This window comes from Fastidiosibacter lacustris (assembly GCF_003428155.1).
GTDB classification, from domain to species: Bacteria; Pseudomonadota; Gammaproteobacteria; order Francisellales; family Francisellaceae; genus Caedibacter; species Caedibacter lacustris.
Map to the genome: position 1 here is coordinate 1 of NZ_QLIR01000006.1, position 23,598 is coordinate 23,598.

The following is a 23,598-nucleotide window of genomic DNA, read 5'->3' on the forward strand; positions in this document are numbered from 1 at the left end:
AACACCAATAGCAACTTTTACTGATGGGAAAACGCACTGGCAAGAGAAGGTTGAATTGCTCAACCATATCTGACAAAAATCGCGTTTGAAAAATAGGCAACTGTCAGGTCAAGTCTAAACTTATACATTTAAAGATAGTGTTTATGATACTTCAAGGTGGAGGCAATACTTTGATTAGTTATGTGTTTGGTGATAACTAAAGTAAATAATTCTGATCACGATTAAGTTTAATGCCATTAGCGCAAGTATGATATACACTTTGCAATTTTCTTAGCTTTATTATTCCCTTTATCTAGTTTGATATAACAGGCTTTATTGACTTGATAAATTGGTAATTATTAGTGGCATCTAATGATAATTCCCATGTCATAGCACCTCCAAATTGGGGTTCATTTGAGAGTGCTTTGTAAGCATTTGCCATGGCATTATATGGATCATCCTTATCAGCACCATTATAGACAGTCGCAGCACCAGCAGCACTTGCTGTGGCTGGTTGCCCTGCTATGATTAAGGTGTTTTTAGGGGTGATCTTCTTCAAAGCATAAAAGCTGTTGATAATAAATTTAGCTGACGTTTGATCATAGCAACCAGCTTGAGTTTTTGTACCTAAGCTACCATCCGCACAAACATAATTACCACCTGTATTATACTCTTGAACAAATAAGTAGTTAAATAAACCTTTCTCAATAGCGGCATTGTAAACTTGATCTGTTTGAGTGTTAACATATTGTAGGGTACCACCAACGTTGTTTACCTGTGGTGCACCAGATATTATAATGTTTGGCATTTCAGCTTTAAGTGCTTCGATAAACTCGACTAAATATTCTTTAGTGACATCTCTAGGTACAACTTCAAGGTCAAAGTCAATACCATCAAAATTGTATGTTTTTAGAAAACTGATAACTTGGTCTGCTACTAATTGAGTTGGTGCTCCAGCTGGATTAAATGTGTTACGTTCTCCACCTATAGAAGCAAGTACATACTTCAAGCCGTATTGCGTTTTTGCAAGTTCAATATCTGTTTTTATTTTCTCAATTACTTGTGGGTCACTGGCACTGTTATTCCAAGTGCTGTAGGCAAGGAAATGATCATCAACAAATTTAACTGGTTTGCCTCCATCAACTATGATAAATGAAGGTAGAGCAATATTATATCCTTGTTTGGCTGCTTCAGAAATTTTTACCGGTTGATTCCAACTGACAGGCATATAACCAGCGAGCACTCGGTTGTCTGGCTGATATTTAATTTTATTGCCATTAATAAGCATTGCATCGATAACGTTAAGGCTGTTAGCAACGTATTTTTTTCCATCAACGTTGTAACTAGCTGGAGTGATAGTATAACTACCATATTCAGGGATCTTTATATCGTTATTATTAGATTTTAGTTGTTGAGATGCTGAGTAACCTTCACCTGCAATTGTAGCAATAGGCAATGGATTTGGAGAAGTTCCTTCGGCAAATTCTACCTGTGCCCCGATAGATTTTATTCCAATCGCTTTTTCATTAAATGCGATATTAAGCGGATAGTCACCTTTTTTATCTATGGTAAAACTGGATGGGGTTATTGTTGGTAAATAAGCATGCATGTCATAAACGTTGACAATTGTATCTACGGTAGCATTATAGTTGCCTTTACCAAGTTGTAACTTTGCCCCATTTTTACTGATGGTATAAGTTTTATCATTTAATTTTAATGGAAATTGATTGAAATCATTGAGTCCTGAAACTGTAACATTGAGTGTTCCAAGCGTTTGCGATTGGCAATAAGTCCAGCTGCCATCACCACTATCAGGTGCACTATTTGTCCACCATTTTGCTTGCCAAATACCATTTTTGTAACTTACAAATGTATTGCCATCATAATGGTCATTTGGCCAAGCACTTGGTTTTTTCCATTCAGGTGCATCAGAAGGTACCTCACCTTTACATTGGGTGGCTGGTGCTGGTGGTGTGGGGGCTTCTTTATAACTTAATACAGGCGACTTACTTGTCTCTGTTACAGTGTAATTTGTTGGTGAGACTTCTCCTGTTCCTCCTTCAAGTTTAATGGTGTAATCGCTGCCACCTTTGGCGTAAGTTAAAGTAACTTGATTGTTTGCAACTTTATGTATCCCACCATTTGGGTCAATGAACTCAATAATTGCGTTATTTGGTAGGTTATCAGGTAACGCAATGGTTAATGTTCTTTGCTGATCTAGTGGCTGAGGGTCAGATTTCTTTTCCCAAGAATTTGCACCATACATGCCAGATGGGCGATAAGCAGCAGATTGACACCATTCAGAATAAGGCCATGGTTTGCATTGATAAATAATTCCGTTATCAATCACTTCAGTCCCTGCTTTATAGGTTTTTAGTATCTCGGTTTTGTCTTCCCAAGGTTGCGGTGAAGCAATAGCAGTTGCTGTGCTAAATATTATTGAGATAGAGATAAGTTTTATTTTTGTTTTCATAATTAAATCCTCTGTTTATAAAAATATGGGCAAAGAAGCTCGGGTTTAGTCAAAGTGTATTAGTTAATTAGCAGGACGCCAGACTGCATATGGGTTGTTGGCGTATTGAGCACTTGGTAAAGCGCCACCTTGAATGTACCATTGTGCCTTATAGAGCATGTGATCTAATGGATCAGTAACAACTTCGCCGCCTTTGTAAATTTTATTGCTATCCCAAGGTAAGCCTGGTTGATAAGGCGTCATATCTTCCCAGACATCAGACTGCCCTGGAATATCACCTTGCGTCCACCATTTTGCTTTATAGTCTATATTGTGGTATTGAACCATATTTCCTTGATAATAAACTTTATCTTTTTGCCAAGTATCTTCACTAGGTTGATCTGATTGAGTCTTGAAGTTAATAGGATCTGATGATTTTGATATGCCCGCATCTGGTGCTGAAGCTATCACGGTAACACTGTAGTTAGTATCTGGAGAAAGATTAGATAGTGCTTGATTTAGATGTTGAATATTGTCAATGTGTTTTTGGTCTGTATCTGAACTACCATAAATAACTTCATATACAATAAGATGTGTTTGTGCAGTTTTTGCTTCGCTCCAACTAACTTGAGCGCTGTTTTTAGTAATGTTATTTGTGTTTACTTTAGCATCCCAGTCAATCACAAGTTCTGCTTTTTGTGTTTTTTGTGAGACAGCCGGTGCTTTAAGTGGGGTAATACCTGTGCCTGGCACATTGGCTGTTACTTCAAAGGTATAGAGGGTATCTGATTTTAACCCCATTACTTTGAATTCAGTGTCAGTCGTGGCGTTTGTAGTAAGTTGTGATAACTTAATAGTTTTATAAACAATGTAATTGTTACTATTTTCTTCTTTATAAGAAACAGTATATTCAATAGCGCTTCCATTCCCGCCTAAATAATGCGCAGGGTTCCACATTAGAGTCACAGAACTAGCATCATAAGTTTTGACATCAACTTTAGGATTGTCCCAGCTAAGTTTGCCTTGAGTTTGTTCTGTGGTAAATGTGGTATTAGCTTGGTTTGGTTTATAGCCGGTGGCGTTTGCACTAACGCTAACAGCATACTTAGTTGCTGCCGATAAATCATTAAGTGTATAACTAGTTTGATTTGTAATTCCTACAATCGTGCCGTTTAAACTAATTTGATAACTGATTTCAACATTATCCGCTTTTGCTTGAATCCAATTAAGTTTAGCACTACTGCTAGTAATATTGCTTGTCGTTAAGTTTGGTTGATCCCAGCTAACAGTTTGCTGTTGTGTATCATCACCAGGCACATTAGCTTGGCAATTATATAGTTTGCTTTGATTACTTAAATTAAACGTGCTACATGTGCTTTGTAGTACATTAGTTGGAGTCGCCCAGTTGTTATCCCACTTACCAATTACAGCACGATCATAGCGTTGGTCTTTTAAAATATCCCACATGATTATACCATCACTGATGCCTTTCATTTCATTTAGCATTTTGTTAACATCGGTCTTAGTAAGATATAAAGCATCTTGATCATTTTGTGGGTAACCTGGTTTGCCTACTTCAAATCCAAATGAGAGTTTGCCTTTAAGGTGATATTTAGCGGGTTTAATGATACCACTTGCATCAACAATTTCTTGACGTGGTGTATCAGACTTAAGCCAGTTTTTATATTCATTCATATAAAAACTCACTTGTCCTACAAGGTCAGTTTTTCCAATATATTGCCCATCCTTTTTAGAGAGGTCATAACTCATAACTGCCATCGAATCGAGCATATTAGCTGTATCAATGTCTTTGTGTGCAAGCTCATACATCAAACCTTTTAAATTGCCATGATACCAAGGTGCGCCAACGTCATAAGTGGTATTTGGGTCCAAGCCCCATTTACTCATCATAATTGGTGTAGCACCAACAGCAGGTAAAGCAGCGGAAAGTTTTAAATTAGGATCAATCAATTCAATATAGTGATGAATTGTTTTAATGATGTCCCCAAATTTGGTAACTGTATCAGGCATAATCCCTGGACTACCTAGGCTGATACTTCCACCTTCAGTATAGGCGTAATCTTTACCGAAGTTATCAATTAATACATTGTAAGGGATGTCTTGATTTGGATATTCAATTGCTAATTGATTAGCTGAGTAACTATCAGGAACTTTCCATGTATGACTATTTAAATCTGCATGCCAAAACTCTTCGTAATCCAGATCGATTCCGGCGGCACCTAAATCATAGGTAAGTTTAACCAGATTTTCATAAGCTAATTGTGCCTGCGTTCTTGTAGCTTTGTCATCAAAGCGAGCAGCAACCTCTGGATTAGGGAAGGTGTCATATGTCGCATCTTTTGGACCACAATCACCAGAAAGTCCCATAGCTCTTAGACTTTTAGGGTATAAAACAGGATCACAACTAAAGTTCCAGCCACCAACTGCAAGATAAGTATCTACACCTAAGTCATGCAATTGTTTTATATATGATTTCAATGTTGTAAAGTCAATTTTAGCTGCGGGGTTATTATGTTGTTCTTGAATCTTTTGCACGTCGGCTCGATCACAAAAATAACCGAACAACCCAGTACAAGCAAGACTATATGATTGATAATTCATTAAGCTGGGTTGCACAAATGATAAAACAAGCTTATTGAAGTTTGTTCCTTTTTCCATTTTGATACTGTCAATAAGCGTTTTTAAGGCATTTAAATCAGCATAAGTTTGTCCTTTACTATCGCTTAAGTAGTAGGCAGTAACTTCAGGTGAATAAGTTTTTATATTATCTGCGTAAATTATCCCAGTTAAACTTACGGTGATTAAAGTGCTAAAGTATTTTATTTTTGACATGGCAAAATTCCTATTTTTTGTACTAATAAATAATTCATTGTGGATGGTTTACAATACTTCATTACAAACTAACTCTACTGTTCTGGTATGAATTGGCAAAGTAGTTTGCTGTGAGGTATGGAAATACGTACTAGCTTATCCATCACATAAAGTGTGAAAAATCATAATATAAAGTTGGTAAATCCTTTAGTAGATAAAATCGCTTTTTGTGTAAGATAGTTGCTACTTTATGTTAAGAAATAATCCATTAATTAAGTAAAATAAATATCTTATATTGGTTTGAATTAATAGAGCATAATGTAGTATTTACATTTTATTATTGTGTGCTGGATCTCTGGAAAAATGATTGATAACAGGTATATACTTAGCTTGGAATGCGAATATCGAGAAATTAAAATATGCAAATTTATGACGTAATTGTTGTTGGCGCAGGTGTATCTGGGTTGGCTGCAGCCAATAATTTAATGTTAAACGGTTTTGATGTGCTTGTGGTTGAGGCACGTGATCGCGTAGGGGGGCGTATAAATAGCCAAGCTTTTGCTGGAGTTATAGTGGATTTAGGTGCTTCATGGATTCATGGTGTGCAAGAAAATCCAATCACACGCTTAGCGAAAAAGCATAATATTAGCACTTGGCGCTCACAAATGTGTGGTCCTTCACCGGACAATATTCTGCATAGAGAGATGTTTAATACTGAATTTAAGCGTTTGACCCATGAGCAGAAGCTTAAAATTGCAAATTGGATGGCTGATTTTCTAGACTATTTGGAAACGGTACAAATAGATGAAGAAAGTCACTTAAAGTCGATTGCAGATTTAAAGCGACAGTTTATTTTAGAGCAAAATATTATAAAGGAAGATGAATCATATATTGATTATATTGCCGATACCTTATTTTTATATGAATATGCAATTGAAGCGAAAGATTTATCTGCTGAGAGTCACCACGCCGATATTGATTTTGCTGGTAGTGATAGGTTATTTCCTCAAGGTTATGCTCAAATTACCGATTTATTGGCTAAAAACTTAGTAATACAATTAAATGAACCTGTGCAAAGCATTGATTATAGTGGTGATCTGGTACAAGTGATCACAGCAGCTTCACAATATCATGCAACATATGTTTTAGTTACAGTTCCTTTGGGTGTATTAAAGCATGCTGATATAGGTTTTAACCCTTATTTACCACAATCTAAGCGTAAATCTATAAGTCAGCTTGAAATGGGAATATTGAATAAAATTTACTTAGAATTTGAGGATGTATTTTGGGACAAAGAAGCTCAAAGTATTGCGTGCTTATCACCTGAACATCGCATTGCGCGTGAGATGATGAACTTTTATCCGCTAAGTCAAAAGCCTATTTTAATGGCATTTACAGCTGGTGTAGTTGCTAAACAACTAGAGCACCTTAGTGATAGAGAGTTAATTGCATTGGTAATTGATTCATTAAAGCATATGTATGGTGAAAATCTGCCTAATCTTAAAAATTACTGCATTACTCGTTGGCATAGCGATGAATATAGTTATGGGTCTTACTCCTATTTACCAGTTGGGGTTAAAGCAAAACGTAGACAAAAACTGGGTAAACCTGTTGATAACAAGGTATTTTTTGCAGGAGAAGCGACTTCATTTTATTTTCCATCAACTGTACATGGTGCATTCTTAAGTGGCGTGCGATCAGCCTATCAAATTTTGCAGATTGATTTATTAACAGAGGATGTGCGCAAGAAAACAGCAATTGTTGAAGATCCATATCTGTAAAAATAGTCTCTAACGTCAGCCTTTCGGTAATACTTTTCTAATACTGCTACTCATTCTATTTACATAAAGTTTGCTATAGAGTATTGCTTAATTTAAGGCTATACAGTAAATTTCAGACTTTTAAGTCAAAAATGGGAGAGAGAGATGACAAAACAAGGCTTCATTAATAGGTCATTATCTGCAATTGAAACGGTTGGTAATAAACTACCACCACCAGCGATGCTGTTTTTTATGCTAACAATTTTTCTGATTGTCTTGAGTGTATTATTTTCTTGGCTTGATATTAAGGTTTTGAATCCAACAGTGCAAACTGAAGAAACTTATATTAGTGTATTTAATTTATTAAGTGCAGAGGGTATTCGTTATATTTTCAGTAGTGTTGTCAGTAATTTTGTCAGTTTTGCGCCGCTAGGGACTGTCTTAGTTGCCTTTATCGGTGTGAGTATAGCGGAGCATTCAGGATTTATTAGTGCTTCAATTCGGGCAATAATTGGTAAAAGTAACCGTGCTACCGTAACCACAATTATTGTATTTGTGGGTGTTATGTCAAATACGGCAGGAGAATTGGGTTATTTAGTTATTATTCCCTTGGCTGGGGCGATTTTTCATGCTATGGGGCGTCATCCTATTGCAGGGATGGCAGCTGCTTTTGCGGGAGTTTCTGGTGGTTACAGTGCAAATCTTCTATTGGGAACTGTTGACCCACTATTAAGTGGCTTAACACAAGAAGCAGCGCATTTTATTAATCCAGAGTATCGAGTGGGCGTAGAGGCTAACTGGTATTTTATGATTGCTAGTACATTTTTAGTTACATCTGTCGTAACAGTTCTTTCAGAGAAAATTATTGAACCAAGGTTAGGTAAATATCAAAATGGTGATGCACTGGATTCTGAAGAAAGAGCATTAGAGGCACAAATTCATCTAACAAAAATAGAGAAAAAAGGTCTATTTTGGGCGGTTATCTCAATCGTTATCTTATCATTAATCATTATTTATCTTGTTGTGCCAGAAGGAGCTATTCTACGCAACCAGAAAACAGGATTGATCACAAATTCTCCATTTTTAGATAGCATAGTATTTTTGATACTGCTATTTTTTGCTGTAGCCGGTATCGTCTATGGTTATACCACCAAAAACTTCAAAAATACTAAAGATGTGGTTAATGCAATGGATAAAACATTTAATACACTTGGTGCATACATTGTCTTGGTGTTTTTTGCTGCACAATTTGTTGCTTATTTTAAAGTCACTAATCTTGGTACAATTGTTGCAGTTGCTGGTGCGACAGCGCTTGAAAGCATTAATTTTACTGGTGTTTCATTGATGATTAGTTTTGTAGTTTTATCAGCATTTATCAATCTTTTTATGGGTAGTGCATCCGCTAAATGGTCAATGCTCGCACCCGTTTTTATTCCAATGTTCATGCTTTTAGGCTATTCACCTGAATTAGTTCAAGTTGCCTATCGTATAGGAGATTCAGCAACAAACATTATTTCACCATTACTGAGTTACTTTGCCTTGATTGTGGCATTTTTCCAGAAGTATGATAAAAACTCAGGCATTGGGACAATTGTCGCTACTATGTTACCTTACTCGATAGCTTTATTGATTAGCTGGAGTATCTTCCTTTATTTATGGGTATTCCTGTTTAACCTTCCAGTAGGGCCAGGGGTTAATTCGTTTTATACGGTTTAGCAATCCGACATTATTTTATAGTAATAGTAAAAAGTCTTTTAGTTTTCACGAAAAATCCCCTTATAATTAAGCCGTTTTTGTGACTGGAAAAGGGGATAGGTATGAAGGTCTTGGTTGTATGTGCTGCTGTAACTTTTACTAACTTAGTTAATATAGGTTTTTCTAAATCAATGATTAATCAAAAAGTGACTATTACACAAATTAAAGATGTAGAACCTTACGTTGATAAATTAAGTCAAAAATATGGCAAGGATTCAGTATGTATGGTTTATGACATTGACAATACATTGATTACCAACAATGGGAAATACGCAAGTGAAAGGTGGACATATTGGCAGCAAAGTGAAGGTAACCACCATGCTAAACATTTATTAAAAGACAAAAACGCAAATATTTATGATTTTTTAAATGCGGTGCGCTATTTTATAAATTACAGTACTGTAGAAAAAGATACAGTACAAATTGTTAATAAATTACAATCAGACCATCGTTCAATTGCATTAACTTCAAGAGGATTTAGTGCAGAAGCAACTACATTAAGACAGCTGCGTTTTAATGGTATTGATTTTACAAAAAATCCTATTGGCAGTAGGGAGTTTGATGCAAGCTTTTTAAATCAGAATAAATACAAAAATGATTACACAATGTATAGTAATGGTATTCAGTATGCAGCTGGCGGAGATAAGGGAGAGCTTTTATATAATTTGATTAAAAAAGAGAGAGAAAAAACGGATAATCCAAATTTATGCCAAGCATTAATCTATATTGATGACACTAGTAGTAAAGTTGATATGATTGATAATAAATTAAAGAATAAATTTAGCTACTATGCTATTCACTACACCTATTTACCGGACCCTGAGGATAAAAATAATTGGCAACCAGATAATTGGCACAAAGAGTCTAGTAAAGTTCAGCAACTAGTTGATTTTTTAAACACTACATCACATTTAGCGCTTTAAATTATTCGATAATATTATCTTTATTTAAATGTTAAAATAATTCACCGCTATGTAGTGAGTGTGATAGAATATCGACCACTTTAATCATTGAACGTATTTTTATTCTGCAATGGAAGTAAATAGCTATAAAACACAATTAAAAGATATGGGTGAACGCTTGGATATCCTGAGGAGGTATCTTTGACTTTGTACACAAAAAAGAACGACTCGATGAAGTACTGATGGAGCTTGAAAACCCGGCAATTTGGAACAATCCAGAGAATGCACAAGCCTTAGGGAAAGAAAAAAACACATTAGAGCTTATCGTGAATAATATTACCCAAATTGATAACGGTCTTGATGATGCATTAGAACTCATTGAGCTTGCGCAAGAGGCTGAAGATGAAAGTATTTTGCATGAGATTATTGCAGAAATACATTCTTTAGAGGGTTCACTTGCAAAACTTGAATTTATGCGGATGTTCAGTAATCCGATGGATCCAAATAACGCATTTTTAGATATTCAATCTGGCTCTGGAGGAACAGAAGCGCAAGATTGGGCACAGATGCTGATGCGAATCTATTTGCGTTGGGGTGAAGCACATGGCTTTAAAACGGAGCTTATCGAAGTATCTGACGGTGATGTCGCGGGCATTAAAAGCTGTACGATTCACTTTGAAGGTGAGTATGCCTATGGTTGGCTTCGTACAGAAACAGGTGTACATCGTTTAGTACGTAAATCTCCTTTTGATTCAGGTAATCGCCGTCATACTTCATTTGCCTCGGTATTCGTTTCACCTGAAGTCAGTGACAATATCGAAATTGAGATCAATCCAGCAGATTTACGTATCGATACTTATCGCGCGTCAGGAGCAGGTGGTCAGCATGTCAATAGAACTGACTCAGCTGTACGCATTACTCATGAACCAACAGGGATTGTGGTGCAATGTCAAACGGATCGCTCACAGCACAAAAACAAAGATCAGGCGATGAAACAACTTAAATCAAAGCTCTACGAGCTTGAAATGCAAAAACGTAATGTAGAAAAGCAGGCTTTAGAAGAGTCAAAATCAGATATTGGCTGGGGTAGTCAAATTCGCTCATATGTGCTTGATCAATCTCGTATTAAAGATTTGCGTACTGGTGTTGAAAATACAAATACGCAAGCTGTTTTGGATGGTGATTTAGATAGGTTTATTCAAGCAAGTTTAAAAATGGGATTATAAAAAATAAACTTAGGTAATGATAATGGCAGAGCAAATTGAAGATAAAGTATTGACAAAAGAAGAAGTGCAAGTAGAAGAAAATAATCAAATTCAGGTGCGAAAGGAAAAACTAAAAGAGCATATAGCAAAAAATAATAGCATTGGTTTTACCAATGATTTTAAACCCAATGCAGTAGCTGCATGTTTACAGGCAAAATATGGCACAATGGAAAAAGCGGAGCTTGAAACACAACAAGATAAGCCGATTGTTAAAGTAGCCGGGCGTATTATGCTAAGGCGTGTTATGGGGAAGGCTTCTTTTATTACACTACAAGATATGTCTGGTCGCATTCAGGCTTATATTCGCAAAAATGACTTGCCAGAAGGTGAATACGAGCGTTTTAATGCACATTGGGACTTGGGCGATATTGTAGGCATTGAAGGAACAATTTTTAAAACGAATACGGGTGAGTTATCGGTACATGCAACAAACGTTAAGTTGCTGACTAAAGCGATTCGTCCACTCCCAGATAAATTTCATGGACTTTCAGATCAAGAAATGCGTTATCGTCAACGTTATGTCGATCTAATGACCAATGAAGAAAGTCGTCGAGTATTTAAAATACGATCAAAGATAATTCAATTTATTCGTCGATATTTTGACGAACATTACTTTATGGAAGTTGAAACTCCAATGATGCACGTTATCCCAGGTGGTGCTGCGGCTAAACCGTTTGCGACACATCATAATGCACTTGATATGCCACTTTATTTACGTATTGCACCTGAGTTGTATTTAAAGCGTTTAGTAGTCGGTGGTTTTGATCGTGTTTATGAAATTAATCGCAACTTTAGAAATGAAGGGTTATCTACGCGTCACAATCCTGAATTTACAATGATTGAATTTTATCAAGCCTATGCTGATTACAAAGATCTGATGGATTTAACCGAAGACTTGTTGCGTAAAATGGCACAAGAAGTATTGGGCATGACCGATATTCATTATCAAGGTCAGGATTTTGACTTGGCAAAACCATTTGTGCGTATGACTATGTTCGACGCTATATTGCACTTTAACCCTAAGATCACAAAAGAAGCATTATCTGACTTTCAACAAGCCGTGTTGATTGCTAAAAAAATGAATCTCAAAATCGAAGCACATTATGGTTTAGGAAAGGTGCAAACCGCGATTTTTGAAGAAACAGTTGAGCATCAATTGATTCAGCCAATATTTATTACCGAATATCCAGCGGAAGTATCACCACTCGCACGTAGAAACGATCATAATCCATTTATCACAGATCGATTTGAGTTTTTTATTGGTGGACGTGAAATTGCCAATGGCTTCTCTGAATTAAATGATTCAGAAGATCAAGCAGAACGCTTCAAAGAGCAGGTTGTAGCTAAAAATGCTGGTGATGATGAAGCTATGTTTTATGATGCTGACTATATTCGTGCCTTGGAATATGGCTTAGCACCAACCGCAGGTGAGGGTATTGGTATCGATCGCTTGGTAATGTTCTTCACCAATAGCGCATCCATTCGTGATGTAATCCTGTTCCCCCATATGAGACCTGAGTAGAGAAGAAGGGAATAATTAACGAGGCACTTTAACAACAAACGTGCCTGCGATAATAATAGCAATAGCTGCAAGGTAAAACGGCAATAATAGATAGATGTTAACCAGCATCCCTAAAGTAAAAGCATTGATTGCCCAGGCAATCCCGAACACAGAGGTCGTTCCACCCATGATCACGCCTTGTTCATGAGTATCTACTTTGCTTGCGATGACAGACAACAATGCCGTATAAAATACTATTTCTAACAGTGATCCGAAAAATGCACTAATAACCATAGAAGTTGGAGTGATCCAGATGGTACACACAATAATTAATGCTCCAATGAGAATAGCTGTTGTAATCATTGCTTGAATTGTATTTAATCTTTTTAGTACGACATTTTGAAAGTAAAGCGTTGAAGTAGCAAAACCCAAACTCATAATCACAAATACAAAACCAATAGCAGCAGACTCAAAGTGGAGGGTCTGTGCCAGTACCAAAGGTAACGTTTGTGCGTAATAACCCCAACCGATTTGTAACATTAAAAAGGCAAGTGCAAGGATTTGTACGCGTTTGTCAATAAACATGATTCTGAAGCTAAATATTAGACTAAATATTTTAAGCTTTGTGGTTTTTTGAATACGATTGGTATAGGTTTCTGGCAAAAGCAACCAAACACTGAGTATATTAATTATCGATAAACCTACGCCAAACCAAAATGGGAGGTTGATCGCCTGATATTCTGTTTGTGCTAACAATCCAACAACGGTTGTAATAAGTGGTCCCAAAACAAAGCCAATAGATGCAGAAAGCGTGATTAAGCTTAAGTTTTTTATTCGTTTTTCATCACTGGAAATATCAAGAATAACAGCCTGAGCAATCCCAAAACTTCCACCAAAAAAACCACAAATAAAGCGGCTTAGCATAAAAATCATAAGCGATTGACAGTTAAGAGCAATAACCGATAACAGGTAAGCAACAGCTGTGCCAAGTAGCGAAACAAGAATTATAAGCTTGCGTCCATGAATGTCTGATAGTTTGCCTATGATCGCACTGCCAAGAAAAATACCTAAAGGCCAAAGTGCCATCGATAAACCATAATAAAAATTACGTACTGAATCAATTGTATCAATGTTAAAAAAAGGACTTTGTTTAGACATCATGATCTCGGGAATAATAGGGAAAACAAGTCCTACTCCCATGACATCAATAACGATGGTTAGCATTAAAATGCTGATTAATAAGCGATTATTTGTTGTTTGCATAAATCATTACCGATAAAAAATTCGTTTATTTATTTAAGTTTCTCAAGCATCAGCACCTGTTTGCTTGATTGAGATGCCACCAGTATAGTCTCCAACCTGACCATTTAGTCTAATAACTCTATAACAAGGGACAATAATTGAAATTGGATTTTTAGCATTGGCGGAACCAGCTGTAAAAGTTAAAGGTGTTTTATAAATTATTTTAGAGTATTTATTGTTTTCTCTCATCTTCATATGCCATAAAGCTTATATTTTCAGTATTTTAAGCATTATCAATTTTTTTTGAAGGATAACAAGTTTTGTATATTATAAAAATTGATTTTATTTTCAACGACTGCTGTTGATAATCAATAGAGGTTAACCTTTAGTCTCAAAAATATAGTTAGTTCATCAGTCGAAATAAAGATAATATATTGGAAAGTAAGACACTTAAAACTTGCACAGTAAAAATGAAAAAACTAAATAATACCCTCATTCAAAAAATGCTAATGGATGCGCACGCGTCGCCAAGGTTAAGGTCACACCATAATTTACATTCTGAGTTAAGTGATCCAGTCAACAGACTGTGTATAGCCTTAACAAAAGGCACCTATATTCGTCCACATCGTCACTCCGAGTCACATAAATGGGAACTCATCTTAGCACTTAAAGGTCAAACAGCTGTTGTTATTTACGATGATAAGGGTGTGATAATTGATAAGTTTATAATTGCACCAAATACTGATATGATGGGTTTTGAAATACCATCAAACACTTGGCATTCGTTTTATGCGTTGTCAGATGAGTCTGTATTTTTTGAAGTAAAACCTGGACCTTTTGAGCCAACCCCTGAAACGGATTTTGCAAATTGGGCACCAAAAGAAAGCGAAGTTCATACCATTGATTTTCTAGCTTGGCAGTTTATTGCGGGACTGGGAGAGAAATATAGAGCTAAACCATAATGCTTAAAACAGCGCTTCAAATTTTTTGTATATTTTTAAAGCTAGGGCTGACTTCCTTTGGTGGTCCTATTGCGCATCTTGGCTACTTCCATCATGAGTTTGTTGATAGAAGGAAATGGCTATCTGAAAAAGCATATTTGGATGTGGTGGTGCTTTGTCAATTTTTACCTGGTCCTACTAGTAGTCAAGTGAGCTTTGCTATTGGTTTAAATCGTGCAGGTTATCTCGGAGGAATAGCCTCATGGCTTGGATTTACTTTACCATCAGTCCTCATATTAAGTCTTTTTGCCTGGTTGATGGGTGCTAATCAATCTTGGGCTAATACAAGTGTTATTCATGGATTGAAAATTGTGGCTGTTGTCATTATTACACAAGCAGTTTATTCAATGAGTATAAAGATTTGCAATACAACTAAAACTATGGCAATTGCAATAGCAGCTACTTGTGTTGCTTTGCTTTTACCATTTGCTTGGGCGCAAGTTCTTATTATTCTTTTTGCTGCTTTGTTTGGAATTTTATTATTAAATCAAAATCATATGACTGGCTTAGATTTTTTCTCATCAAAAATTAGTAAGAGAGCAGGAGCGCTATGGTTGATATCTTTTTTTATCTTGCTATTGGTGTTTCCAGTGTTGAATTGGCTGCAAAGTAGCAAACTATTAGAGTTGTTTAATATTTTTTATCAAACAGGTGCAATGGTTTTTGGTGGTGGACATGTGGTGTTACCTTTATTAGAGGCTAAGCTTGTCCAGACTGGATTGGTTTCTCAATCAGACTTTTTAGCAGGTTATGGCTTAGCGCAAGCAATTCCTAGTCCTTTGTTTAGCTTTGCTGCTTATTTAGGAGGAATTATTGATACAAATAAACCGGTTTTTACAAGCTTAGTTTGCTTAATTGCAATGTTTTTATCAGGTTTCTTATTACTTATGGCTGTTTTACCGTTTTGGCAGCAAGTTTGTCAAAGGACAAAGGTACAAACAGCACTTAAAGGAGTAAATGCTGCTGTAGTTGGTTTATTATTAGCTGCACTGTATCAACCTGTATGGATAAGTAGTATTTTAAATACTAAAAGCTTTGTGATTGCTTTGATGTCATTTTGGCTATTACAGGGCTATAAATTAGCGCCTTGGTGTATTGTGGTATTTTGCGCTTTATGTGGTTGGTTGCTTTTGTAACGTGCGTTAGAGAGCTTTAAAATTAAATAAACTCTGATCCAATAGTTGCGAAGGGGAAACTGATTTTAATGAAGAGAAAATAACTTCTTTTCTACCAGGAGTTTGTGCTTCCATATCTGTTAGCATTTCTTTAACTTTCTTGCGTTGAAGGTTTTCTTGAGCGCCACATAAATTGCAAGGAATAATCGGAAAGTTCATTTGTGCAGCATAAGTGATGATCTCCTCTTCGCTGACATATGCTAACGGGCGAATAACAATATTGCGACCATCGTCGCTTTTAAGCTTAGCTGGCATCGCTTTTAGTTGTCCATTGTAAAATAAATTTAAGAAAAAAGTTTCAACTATATCGTCTTTGTGATGACCAAGTGCGATTTTAGTTACCTTATTTTTGTATGCAAAATCGTATAAAATTCCACGGCGCATTCTAGAGCAAAGACTACAAGTCGTTTTACCTTCGGGTATAATCCGCTTAACTACACTATAGGTATCACGCTCAATAATATGATATTCAATATCAAGTTTACTTAAATAGTTTGGTAGTACATCTTTTGGAAAGCCAGGTTGTTTTTGGTCAAGGTTAACGGCGATGATCTCAAATGAGATAGGTGCTTTTTTCTGTAAAATCAACAATAACTGTAACAATGTATACGAGTCTTTGCCACCAGATAGACAGACCATAATTTTGTCATTGGCTTCTATCATATTAAAGTCTTCGATTGCAAGTCCAACCTTGCGCAAAAGACGTTTTTCAAGCTTTGGAAATGGTAAAGCAAGTAAATCTGTTTTAATTTCAGGAAGTTCAACTTGAATCATTTTGATCATAAGGTTAAGAGCGTTGCGCTATGATATCTCACTTATAAATCATTGAAAAGTTAGGACTTAAAGTAAAGCCGTCTGGAATAGACAAAATCTAACTTACTTTTTTCTTACAATTGTTACGCCATCTCCTATCGGTAACAAGGAGGCGTCAACACGCTGATCATCTTTAATCATCTGATTGACCTCTCTAGTGGTTTGGATGCTTTCATTGACAACATTTGGATCGGCAACTTTACCATTACGTAACATGTTATCTAGTACCATAATGCCATTCGTTTTTAGCAGTTTATAACTTTTAGCATAGTAATCTAGATAACCTCCTTTATCAGCATCAATATAAATAAAATCAAAAGAATTACCTTCATTTTGATCAATTAGTAGCTGTAAGGTATCGCTTGCTGGTGCAATTTTTAACTGAATCTTGTGAGCGACATTTGCCTGGTGCCAAAATGTTTTATATTCATTTAGGTATTCATCGGTAACATCACAGGCGTAAACGATGCCATCTTGAGGCAAGGCTTCGGCAATCGCGAGTGTGCCAACACCTCGAAATACACCAACTTCAATCGTTTTTTTTGCATTGATTAGTCTAATTAAAAGCTGCATAAAGTGAAGTTGTTCTGGTGCGGTGATCATTTGCGCATGTTGGTCTTGACGTGCATGCTCAAATAACTTTTTTTGGATATTACTGTTTGTTGGAGTGTTATCTAAAATGTACTGATGAAGCGCTTGTTCTTTTAGCAAAGTGTCTAAACTCATGATGAAAGTCTCCGTTACTTTTAATTTTTATGACTTAATTACTTTACCTATCTTGAGCGCAAATTTCTAGAAAGTTAGTTCTGGGTCATCAATGTGTAATTTCTAAATAATTATAAATTGTCTTTGACAATAAATTTGCTGTTTTGTAGACTCTTCGGGAATTTGGATTTGATGGGAAATTTAGAGGGAGATAAATGGCTAAGAAGTTGGCACTTATTGGATTTGGTGCAGCTAATTTGTGTGTATTGACGCAATTGAACAAACACCTAAAATACAATGAGATTGAAATTGATATTTACTCACCTTTAACAGGGGGGGGAGGTTTATTCGAGGCTTAGCCTATCAGGAAGATATAGATAAGTTGTTATTAAATCACCATCATAAATATATGTCTATCGACCTTGATGCTCCTGATGATTTTAGTTATTTGTGGAATAAAAGTTAATTATGCCACATCAGAAATTGCACCTAGGTTTTATGCAATTGGGCACTTAACCTGTGGCACTTTTTTATATACACAATCAATACCTCATTTGGCAAGCAGAGCTAAAACGATCGTTGAACATTTAATGGAGATAATATGAAAGTAATTACTGGTGGCTGGAAAATAATATCATTTATTGATCTTATGAAATTAAAAATCAATGAAGATACTGTAGTAATGACAGAAAATAATCATGATTTACTCGTTCATCTTAAGTCGTTGAACATATTTAAAGACGTGATTGGGTATGATGATTATTATAACAATAACAGCGTTTTGCGCGATATAGAACAACTGCATCAGCAACAAAACATTACCGATATTATTCCTCTTTCTGAGGCGGATATATTACGGATGGCTGATTTGCGCGATAAGTTAAACATTCCTGGACAACGTTATAAAGAAGCTTTATTACTTAGAAATAAACAGCACATGAAAGATAGAGCGGCAAGTTATGGTTTGCACACGGTAATTCCTAAACCAGTTAGCAAACTTGACTTCAATTATCCGTTTGTTTTAAAAAGTGAAGATGGGGTGGGTAGTTACAATACCTTTATTATCACCAGCAAAGATGACTACGAGAGAGTTAAACATCTCATTACAGACAATTATATATTTGAACCATATATAGAAGGTGATATGTATATAATTGATGGTCTTGTATCAAGAGGTAAGGCAATCTATATTAATCCAGGCAGGTATATCGGGACCCCACTTAATTTTGTTGGTGGCAATACACAGTCAGTGATGCCACTTTTTGAATATCATCCCTTTTATGATCAATTATTGAGTTATGGTAAAAATCTGGTTGAAAATGTTTACCCTATGCCCACGCATAGTTGGTTTCATATCGAAGTATTTGTCGATAAAAATGGCTATATAACGCTATGCGAGATTGCTTGCCGAGCTCCTGGGGTCAACATTCCATTTAACTATAAACTTTCACATGATACAGATATTAATGTTGAACATATTAATTTGCACTACATTCACAATTATGTATGCCCACCAAAAGTAATCAAAAATTATAAAGTGGGTTCTATGTTCGTTCCACCTAAAGAGGGAAAAATATTGGCTAAACCAAGGCTTCCAGATAGTCAAAATATTATTGATATTGTAGATATGCTAAAAGTGAATCATCAATATGAAAAAATGAAAATGAGTAATGATCCAATTTATAGAATAGTATTCAAAGCAAAGTCAGATCAAGAATTTGACTTTATTGTATCAGAACTTAATGAGTGGGCTAGAAATTTGTTATGGGTCAACTAAATGTTGAAAATGTTTAGAATTATCCTTGATAATCGTGATTATAGATACTTTTGGTTTGTTAATTTGGGAAGTAATACAGCTATATGGATGCAAACCATGCTGTTTGGTATTCTTGTATCGCAATTATCAAGTTCTGCATTAACTAACTCATTAGTACACGTTGCTGCAACGCTTCCTTTCTTTTTACTATGTTTTATTGCTGGCATTATCGGGGACAGATTTAATCAATATTGGGTTATGTTAATTTGTCAATGTGCGCTTTCAATTACAGCAGTTGCATGTGCAACAATTGGTTATTTAGGTTTTTTTAACACATTTAATTTAATTGTTATTACGTTTATTTTTGCAAGTATTATGAGTTTTAGAATGCCAACCTCAGTTGCATGTGTTGCTTCATTAGTCAGAGTTGATCAAGTTGCGTATGCCTCAGTTTTAAATAACCTATGCTTTAATATTTCACGAAGTCTTGGACCTGCTTTAGTAGGAGTGTTATTACTGGTTGTCACTGCTCCTACTATATTTATTCTAAGCACAGTCATTTTTTTGTTGCCTGTAATTTACTTTTACAGATATAGAAAGAAAAAAAGCCTTACAGTTAGCAGAACCAAAAAACTAGAGGGAATAAGTCAATACATTAAGGAAAAATATTTCATTTATTGCTGTCTGGATATAATGATAATTATGTTTTCTTCTAGTGCAGTGTTAGCATTGTTACCCTACTTTGTGAAATATAATTTGGGTGGTGATGAAATTGCACAATCAAACTATATGGCTTGTATTGGATTAGGAGCATTTTCTACGATATTTGTTTTGCCTGTTTTGATTAAACGATTTTCTCGTCAACAGAATGTATTAATTTGTTATGGTTTAACCATATTTTCAACACTGTCATTTTTATTTTATAAATATGAAGATGAATGGGTAATTGCCATCAACTATTTTATATGTGGTCTTGCTTGGTCGATGTCAATATCGCTCATAAATGCAATGATTCAAGAACGTTATAGAGGGGAAATTGCAGCAAGGGTTATTGCTGTATATTTTATGATGATGTACATAGGACAAGCGGCAGGAAGCTTGTTTTTTGGCGCGATATCTGAGTATTCAATGTTGCTGGCATTTGTAGTTGCATTAAGCATACTGGTGCTGAGTATACTTACACGATATATTGGCGTTCGGATTTAAGCTTATTGAGACCATAACTGATGCCAGAGCACCTGTGGAAGATTAACTCATAACAGGTATTAAAAAAAGAAAACCAAAACCAAGAAAAAAGACGATTTGATCAAATACAGATAACAGGTATTCTTTTATTTTACGTACTAATATAACATCTTATCCTTGTTGATTTTTAATTTAAAACATAGGAAAAAATAAAATGAAAAAAGTACTTTTTATACATAACTCATCAAATGAAGATGATAAACAATTAGTTACAAAATTAGGTTTTGACAGTCAAAAGCTTCAGACCATCGGGGTTGATTTTGTAAAAAAAAGTGATATGCAAATATGGACAACCGTAGGTGTAGAACGATTTGAAACTATATCTCAATCCTATCTTCAAAATACAGCTTTACTTGTTTTTTCGCCTAATATATCCGTTCCCAATGCGGAAGAATATGCTAAAAAAAATTCAGTACCATCCTTGCATTTACAAAAAGGTGATCAAAATCTTTCCGGAAATAATCTGATAGAGTTAATGCAAGAGGCGCTTGATCCATTAACAATACAAAAAAACTTATCAAATTTTTTACTCAACAAGTCTTATCTAAGCAAAACACACAAAGGTGAACCTCTAATTAAAAACTCTGGACTAATCGCTACAAGTGTTTTGCCATTCCTAACAAGGCAATCTACTGATAAAAAAATGTTAGCGGAACTTCAAAAGAAAAACCATGAAATTTTAAAAAACGGATCACCAGCCAATAATATTGAACAAAAATTAACCAATTTGCTGCAATTTATACACTCACATACTGCCGTGCCAGAAGAGGTCAATAGTCAGTTAAGCACATACACATATAAACTAGAACACGCTGGTCAAACGTATAATGTGCCATGGAGCGTAATGCAGGCTTACGATCCTAAATCAGCAGGCAATTACGACAGTACAATGGTAATAAACCGATTAAAACAAGATTTAGCAAAAGTCAATGCTAGTGACATTATTGCACAAAAACTTCTTTCGCCAATGTATGGTGTATTATGGAATAATAAACATGGAGTCTCTACAGAATATATAGAAACTCTAAAATCTTCGAATGCACTTTATAAAGAGATAAAATACTCAGATAAAAAAGAAAGTAATAATCACTGTTTTACAATATTTTCAAAAAATAATAATAACCAAAATATTGAAAACGTGTGTTAGTACAGATCAGTCTAATGCAAGGTGATTAACAATCGAATATAACTGATACTCAGGTTAACTCATCCTCTTAGTGTTACTGATAATTGCCAAAATTAAACCTATTGCTGTTAAAATAGTACCAACCCAGTTAGGCGAGGTATAACCTAAACCAATTTGAATGGTAAAACCTCCTAGGAAAACGCCTAAAGCAGTTCCTAAATTAAATGCAGCAATGTTGGCTGCCGAAGCTAAGGTTGGTGCTCCCTCAGCTTTGTTTAGTATGTATTTTTGTAACGGTGAAACAAGTCCAAAACCAATCGCGCCTAATAAAAATAAAGTAATTGCCGCGGGAATTTTATAATGTGCAGTAAACACAAATATTCCGAGCAAAATAGCTAAAGCCGTTAATAAACCATAAATAGTCGTTATCAACGCTTTGTCGGCAGCTCTACCTCCTAAAATATTCCCGATGACTAAGCCAACTCCATATATTCCCAGCAGCCAACCTACAGCATAGGGAGTGTAGCCTGCAACATAGAGCATCATCGGCGCCACATAGGCAAAAGATGCCAGTAGTCCGCTAAACCCTACCGCTGTGACCAACAATGCCATCCATACCTGTGGACGTTTAAAAACTGCCAACTCGTGTCTTAAACATGTTTTTGGAACAATCGTATGACTTGGAAGAAATGCTAAGATACCTATTAAACCAATTACTCCTAATACTGAAATCACCCAAAATGATGAACGCCACCCAAAGTGTTGCCCTAATAACGTCCCCATTGGCACACCTATCACATTCGCTAGAGTCAGTCCTGTGAACATTAATGCTATTGCTGTCGCGCTACGATTTGGTCCTACCATGCTTGCAACGACAACTGCTCCAATTCCAAAAAATGCCCCATGGCAAAATGCTGAGAGAAAGCGTCCAACCATAAGGATAGCAAATGTGGGTGCCAAGGCTGATACTATACTTCCTGTAATAAACAAGACCATTAGGGATACGAGTACTTTTTTACGCGAGATATGAAGTGTTCCCGCTGTAAGTAATGGTCCTCCAATTCCAACGCCCAGTGCGTACCCTGATGTCACAAACCCTGCAACAGGTATGGTAATATCAAAATCATTTGCTAAATTCGGCAATAATCCTGTCGTTACAAATTCTGTCGTTCCAATGGCAAAAGAACAAATTGCCATCATTAACAAAGCCACACCAATTGAATATGATTCCATTTGTAAATCCTCTGATTGGGCTAACATTATTGTCGACTTTGACATGAATGACTCCTCTTTTAGTCAATTACAAAAGTCCTCGAAGTACACCACCGTCTACACGCACAGCGGCACCAGTCGTTGCTGAAGCCTTATATGAGCATAAGTACACAACCATATTTGCTACTTCTTCAGCTGAAGTCATGCGACCTAATAATGATGTCGATCTAGCCTGTTTTATAAACTCTCGGCTAGCTTCTTCGAGCGTAAGCGCTGGATCTGGCACCATCTCACGAATAAACTTCTCAACACCTTCGCTTAACGTTGGACCGGGTAATACACTGTTGACAGTTACCCCATTGCCAGCCACCGTTTCAGCAAAACCTCGTGCAATTGCCAATTGCGCTGTTTTCGTCATGCCGTAATGCACCATTTCTGGCGGGATCTGTATGGCAGATTCGCTGGATATAAAAACTACACGCCCCCACTGTTGCTCAATCATGTTAGGAATATAATGTCTTGACAGCCTGATACCGCTCATTACGTTAATAGCAAAAAATTTTTCCCATTCAGCATCGCTTATTTCAAACACAGGTTTTGGTTCAAAAACTCCTGTGTTGTTGATGAGTATGTCTACATGCGGAATTTTTGCGAAAAGTTTCTCACAGCCAGCTGAGGTGCCAACGTCTGCTGCAATACCACGAACGCGTTCTTGTGTAGAAAATAATGTTACTGCTGCTTCAACTCTTTTATCTGTACGACCATTGATAATAATATCAGCGCCAGCGTGATGAAGCGCTTTTGCAATAGCAAGTCCTATACCTGCTGTTGACCCGGTGATTAAAGCAATACGTCTGCTCAAGTCGATGATCATAAA

The 23,598-nt window shown here is 36.0% G+C and carries 19 protein-coding genes; 11 read left to right on the plus strand and 8 right to left on the minus strand.

The genetic code is table 11. The features are described 5' to 3' along the window. Positions 1-292: 292 nt before the first annotated feature. Positions 293-2,452 (minus strand): glycosyl hydrolase family 18 protein, encoded by a 2,160-nt coding sequence (locus DNJ77_RS04135; protein WP_116963740.1) that lies wholly within the window; start codon positions 2,450-2,452, stop codon positions 293-295. A gap of 63 nt (positions 2,453-2,515) precedes the next feature. After that, positions 2,516-5,284 carry a fibronectin type III domain-containing protein gene (locus DNJ77_RS04140; protein WP_116963741.1) on the minus strand — a complete coding sequence of 923 codons (2,769 nt, stop codon included), beginning with the start codon at positions 5,282-5,284 and terminating at the stop codon, positions 2,516-2,518. Between the two features lie 398 nt (positions 5,285-5,682). Here DNJ77_RS04140 and DNJ77_RS04145 point away from each other — a divergent pair, with 398 nt between their 5' ends. From DNJ77_RS04145 to lysS, 5 genes are all read left to right on the plus strand, one after another. Continuing rightward, entirely contained in the window at positions 5,683-7,044 is a 1,362-nt protein-coding gene (locus DNJ77_RS04145; protein ID WP_116963742.1) for a flavin monoamine oxidase family protein, read from the plus strand. A gap of 144 nt (positions 7,045-7,188) precedes the next feature. Next, complete coding sequence (locus DNJ77_RS04150; RefSeq protein ID WP_116963743.1) at positions 7,189-8,739, plus strand: AbgT family transporter; 1,551 nt, start codon at positions 7,189-7,191, stop codon at positions 8,737-8,739. A gap of 101 nt (positions 8,740-8,840) precedes the next feature. Continuing rightward, positions 8,841-9,701 (plus strand): DUF2608 domain-containing protein, encoded by an 861-nt coding sequence (locus DNJ77_RS04155; RefSeq protein WP_116963744.1) that lies wholly within the window; start codon positions 8,841-8,843, stop codon positions 9,699-9,701. Positions 9,702-9,810: 109 nt separating this feature from the next. Next, positions 9,811-10,906 (plus strand): peptide chain release factor 2 gene (gene prfB / locus DNJ77_RS04160; RefSeq protein WP_116963745.1). Its coding sequence is split into 2 segments (ribosomal slippage): positions 9,811-9,882 and positions 9,884-10,906, totalling 1,095 coding nucleotides; the frame shifts between segments, so codons are not numbered across the junction. A 16-nt stretch (positions 10,907-10,922) separates the two neighbouring features. Then, the gene (gene lysS, locus DNJ77_RS04165) at positions 10,923-12,467 is read left to right on the plus strand and encodes a lysine--tRNA ligase (RefSeq protein ID WP_116963746.1); all 1,545 of its coding nucleotides are present in this window, start codon (positions 10,923-10,925) and stop codon (positions 12,465-12,467) included. A gap of 15 nt (positions 12,468-12,482) precedes the next feature. Here the strand turns inward: lysS and DNJ77_RS04170 are convergent, their stop codons facing one another. Together DNJ77_RS04170 and DNJ77_RS04175 are read right to left on the minus strand one after the other, a co-directional pair. Then, positions 12,483-13,709: an MFS transporter gene (locus tag DNJ77_RS04170; protein WP_116963747.1), complete on the minus strand. Its 1,227-nt coding sequence runs from the start codon at positions 13,707-13,709 to the stop codon at positions 12,483-12,485. 42 nt (positions 13,710-13,751) lie between these two features. Then, on the minus strand, positions 13,752-13,937 hold the full coding sequence (locus DNJ77_RS04175; protein WP_239986748.1) for an MGMT family protein: 186 nt from the start codon (positions 13,935-13,937) through the stop codon (positions 13,752-13,754). 221 nt (positions 13,938-14,158) lie between these two features. Here DNJ77_RS04175 and DNJ77_RS04180 point away from each other — a divergent pair, with 221 nt between their 5' ends. Together DNJ77_RS04180 and chrA are read left to right on the plus strand one after the other, a co-directional pair. Then, positions 14,159-14,650: a WbuC family cupin fold metalloprotein gene (locus tag DNJ77_RS04180; protein WP_116963749.1), complete on the plus strand. Its 492-nt coding sequence runs from the start codon at positions 14,159-14,161 to the stop codon at positions 14,648-14,650. Then, positions 14,650-15,825 (plus strand): chromate efflux transporter, encoded by a 1,176-nt coding sequence (chrA, locus tag DNJ77_RS04185; RefSeq protein WP_116963750.1) that lies wholly within the window; start codon positions 14,650-14,652, stop codon positions 15,823-15,825. Before DNJ77_RS04180 ends, chrA begins: the two co-directional genes overlap by 1 nt. A 6-nt stretch (positions 15,826-15,831) precedes the next feature. Here the strand turns inward: chrA and ttcA are convergent, their stop codons facing one another. Further along, positions 15,832-16,638, minus strand: coding sequence for a tRNA 2-thiocytidine(32) synthetase TtcA (ttcA, locus tag DNJ77_RS04190; RefSeq protein ID WP_116963831.1), 807 nt, complete (start codon positions 16,636-16,638; stop codon positions 15,832-15,834). Between the two features lie 102 nt (positions 16,639-16,740). After that, positions 16,741-17,403, minus strand: coding sequence for an O-methyltransferase (locus DNJ77_RS04195; RefSeq protein ID WP_116963751.1), 663 nt, complete (start codon positions 17,401-17,403; stop codon positions 16,741-16,743). A gap of 194 nt (positions 17,404-17,597) precedes the next feature. Between DNJ77_RS04195 and DNJ77_RS09920 the strand changes: the two genes are divergently transcribed. From DNJ77_RS09920 to DNJ77_RS04210, 4 genes are all read left to right on the plus strand, one after another. Next, positions 17,598-17,741, plus strand: a complete 144-nt coding sequence (locus tag DNJ77_RS09920) for a hypothetical protein (protein ID WP_157966591.1) — start codon at positions 17,598-17,600, stop codon at positions 17,739-17,741. A gap of 242 nt (positions 17,742-17,983) precedes the next feature. Next, positions 17,984-19,159 (plus strand): ATP-grasp domain-containing protein, encoded by a 1,176-nt coding sequence (locus DNJ77_RS04200; RefSeq protein WP_116963752.1) that lies wholly within the window; start codon positions 17,984-17,986, stop codon positions 19,157-19,159. Continuing rightward, complete coding sequence (locus DNJ77_RS04205; protein ID WP_116963753.1) at positions 19,160-20,344, plus strand: MFS transporter; 1,185 nt, start codon at positions 19,160-19,162, stop codon at positions 20,342-20,344. It begins immediately after the preceding gene. A 193-nt stretch (positions 20,345-20,537) separates the two neighbouring features. Further along, positions 20,538-21,530 (plus strand): P-loop NTPase family protein, encoded by a 993-nt coding sequence (locus DNJ77_RS04210; protein ID WP_116963754.1) that lies wholly within the window; start codon positions 20,538-20,540, stop codon positions 21,528-21,530. A 54-nt stretch (positions 21,531-21,584) separates the two neighbouring features. Here DNJ77_RS04210 and DNJ77_RS04215 read toward each other — a convergent pair whose 3' ends face one another. Both DNJ77_RS04215 and DNJ77_RS04220 read right to left on the minus strand, forming a co-directional pair. Next, entirely contained in the window at positions 21,585-22,787 is a 1,203-nt protein-coding gene (locus DNJ77_RS04215) for an MFS transporter (protein WP_204723360.1), read from the minus strand. 22 nt (positions 22,788-22,809) lie between these two features. Further along, positions 22,810-23,595, minus strand: coding sequence for an SDR family NAD(P)-dependent oxidoreductase (locus tag DNJ77_RS04220; protein ID WP_116963755.1), 786 nt, complete (start codon positions 23,593-23,595; stop codon positions 22,810-22,812). Positions 23,596-23,598 lie beyond the last annotated feature (3 nt).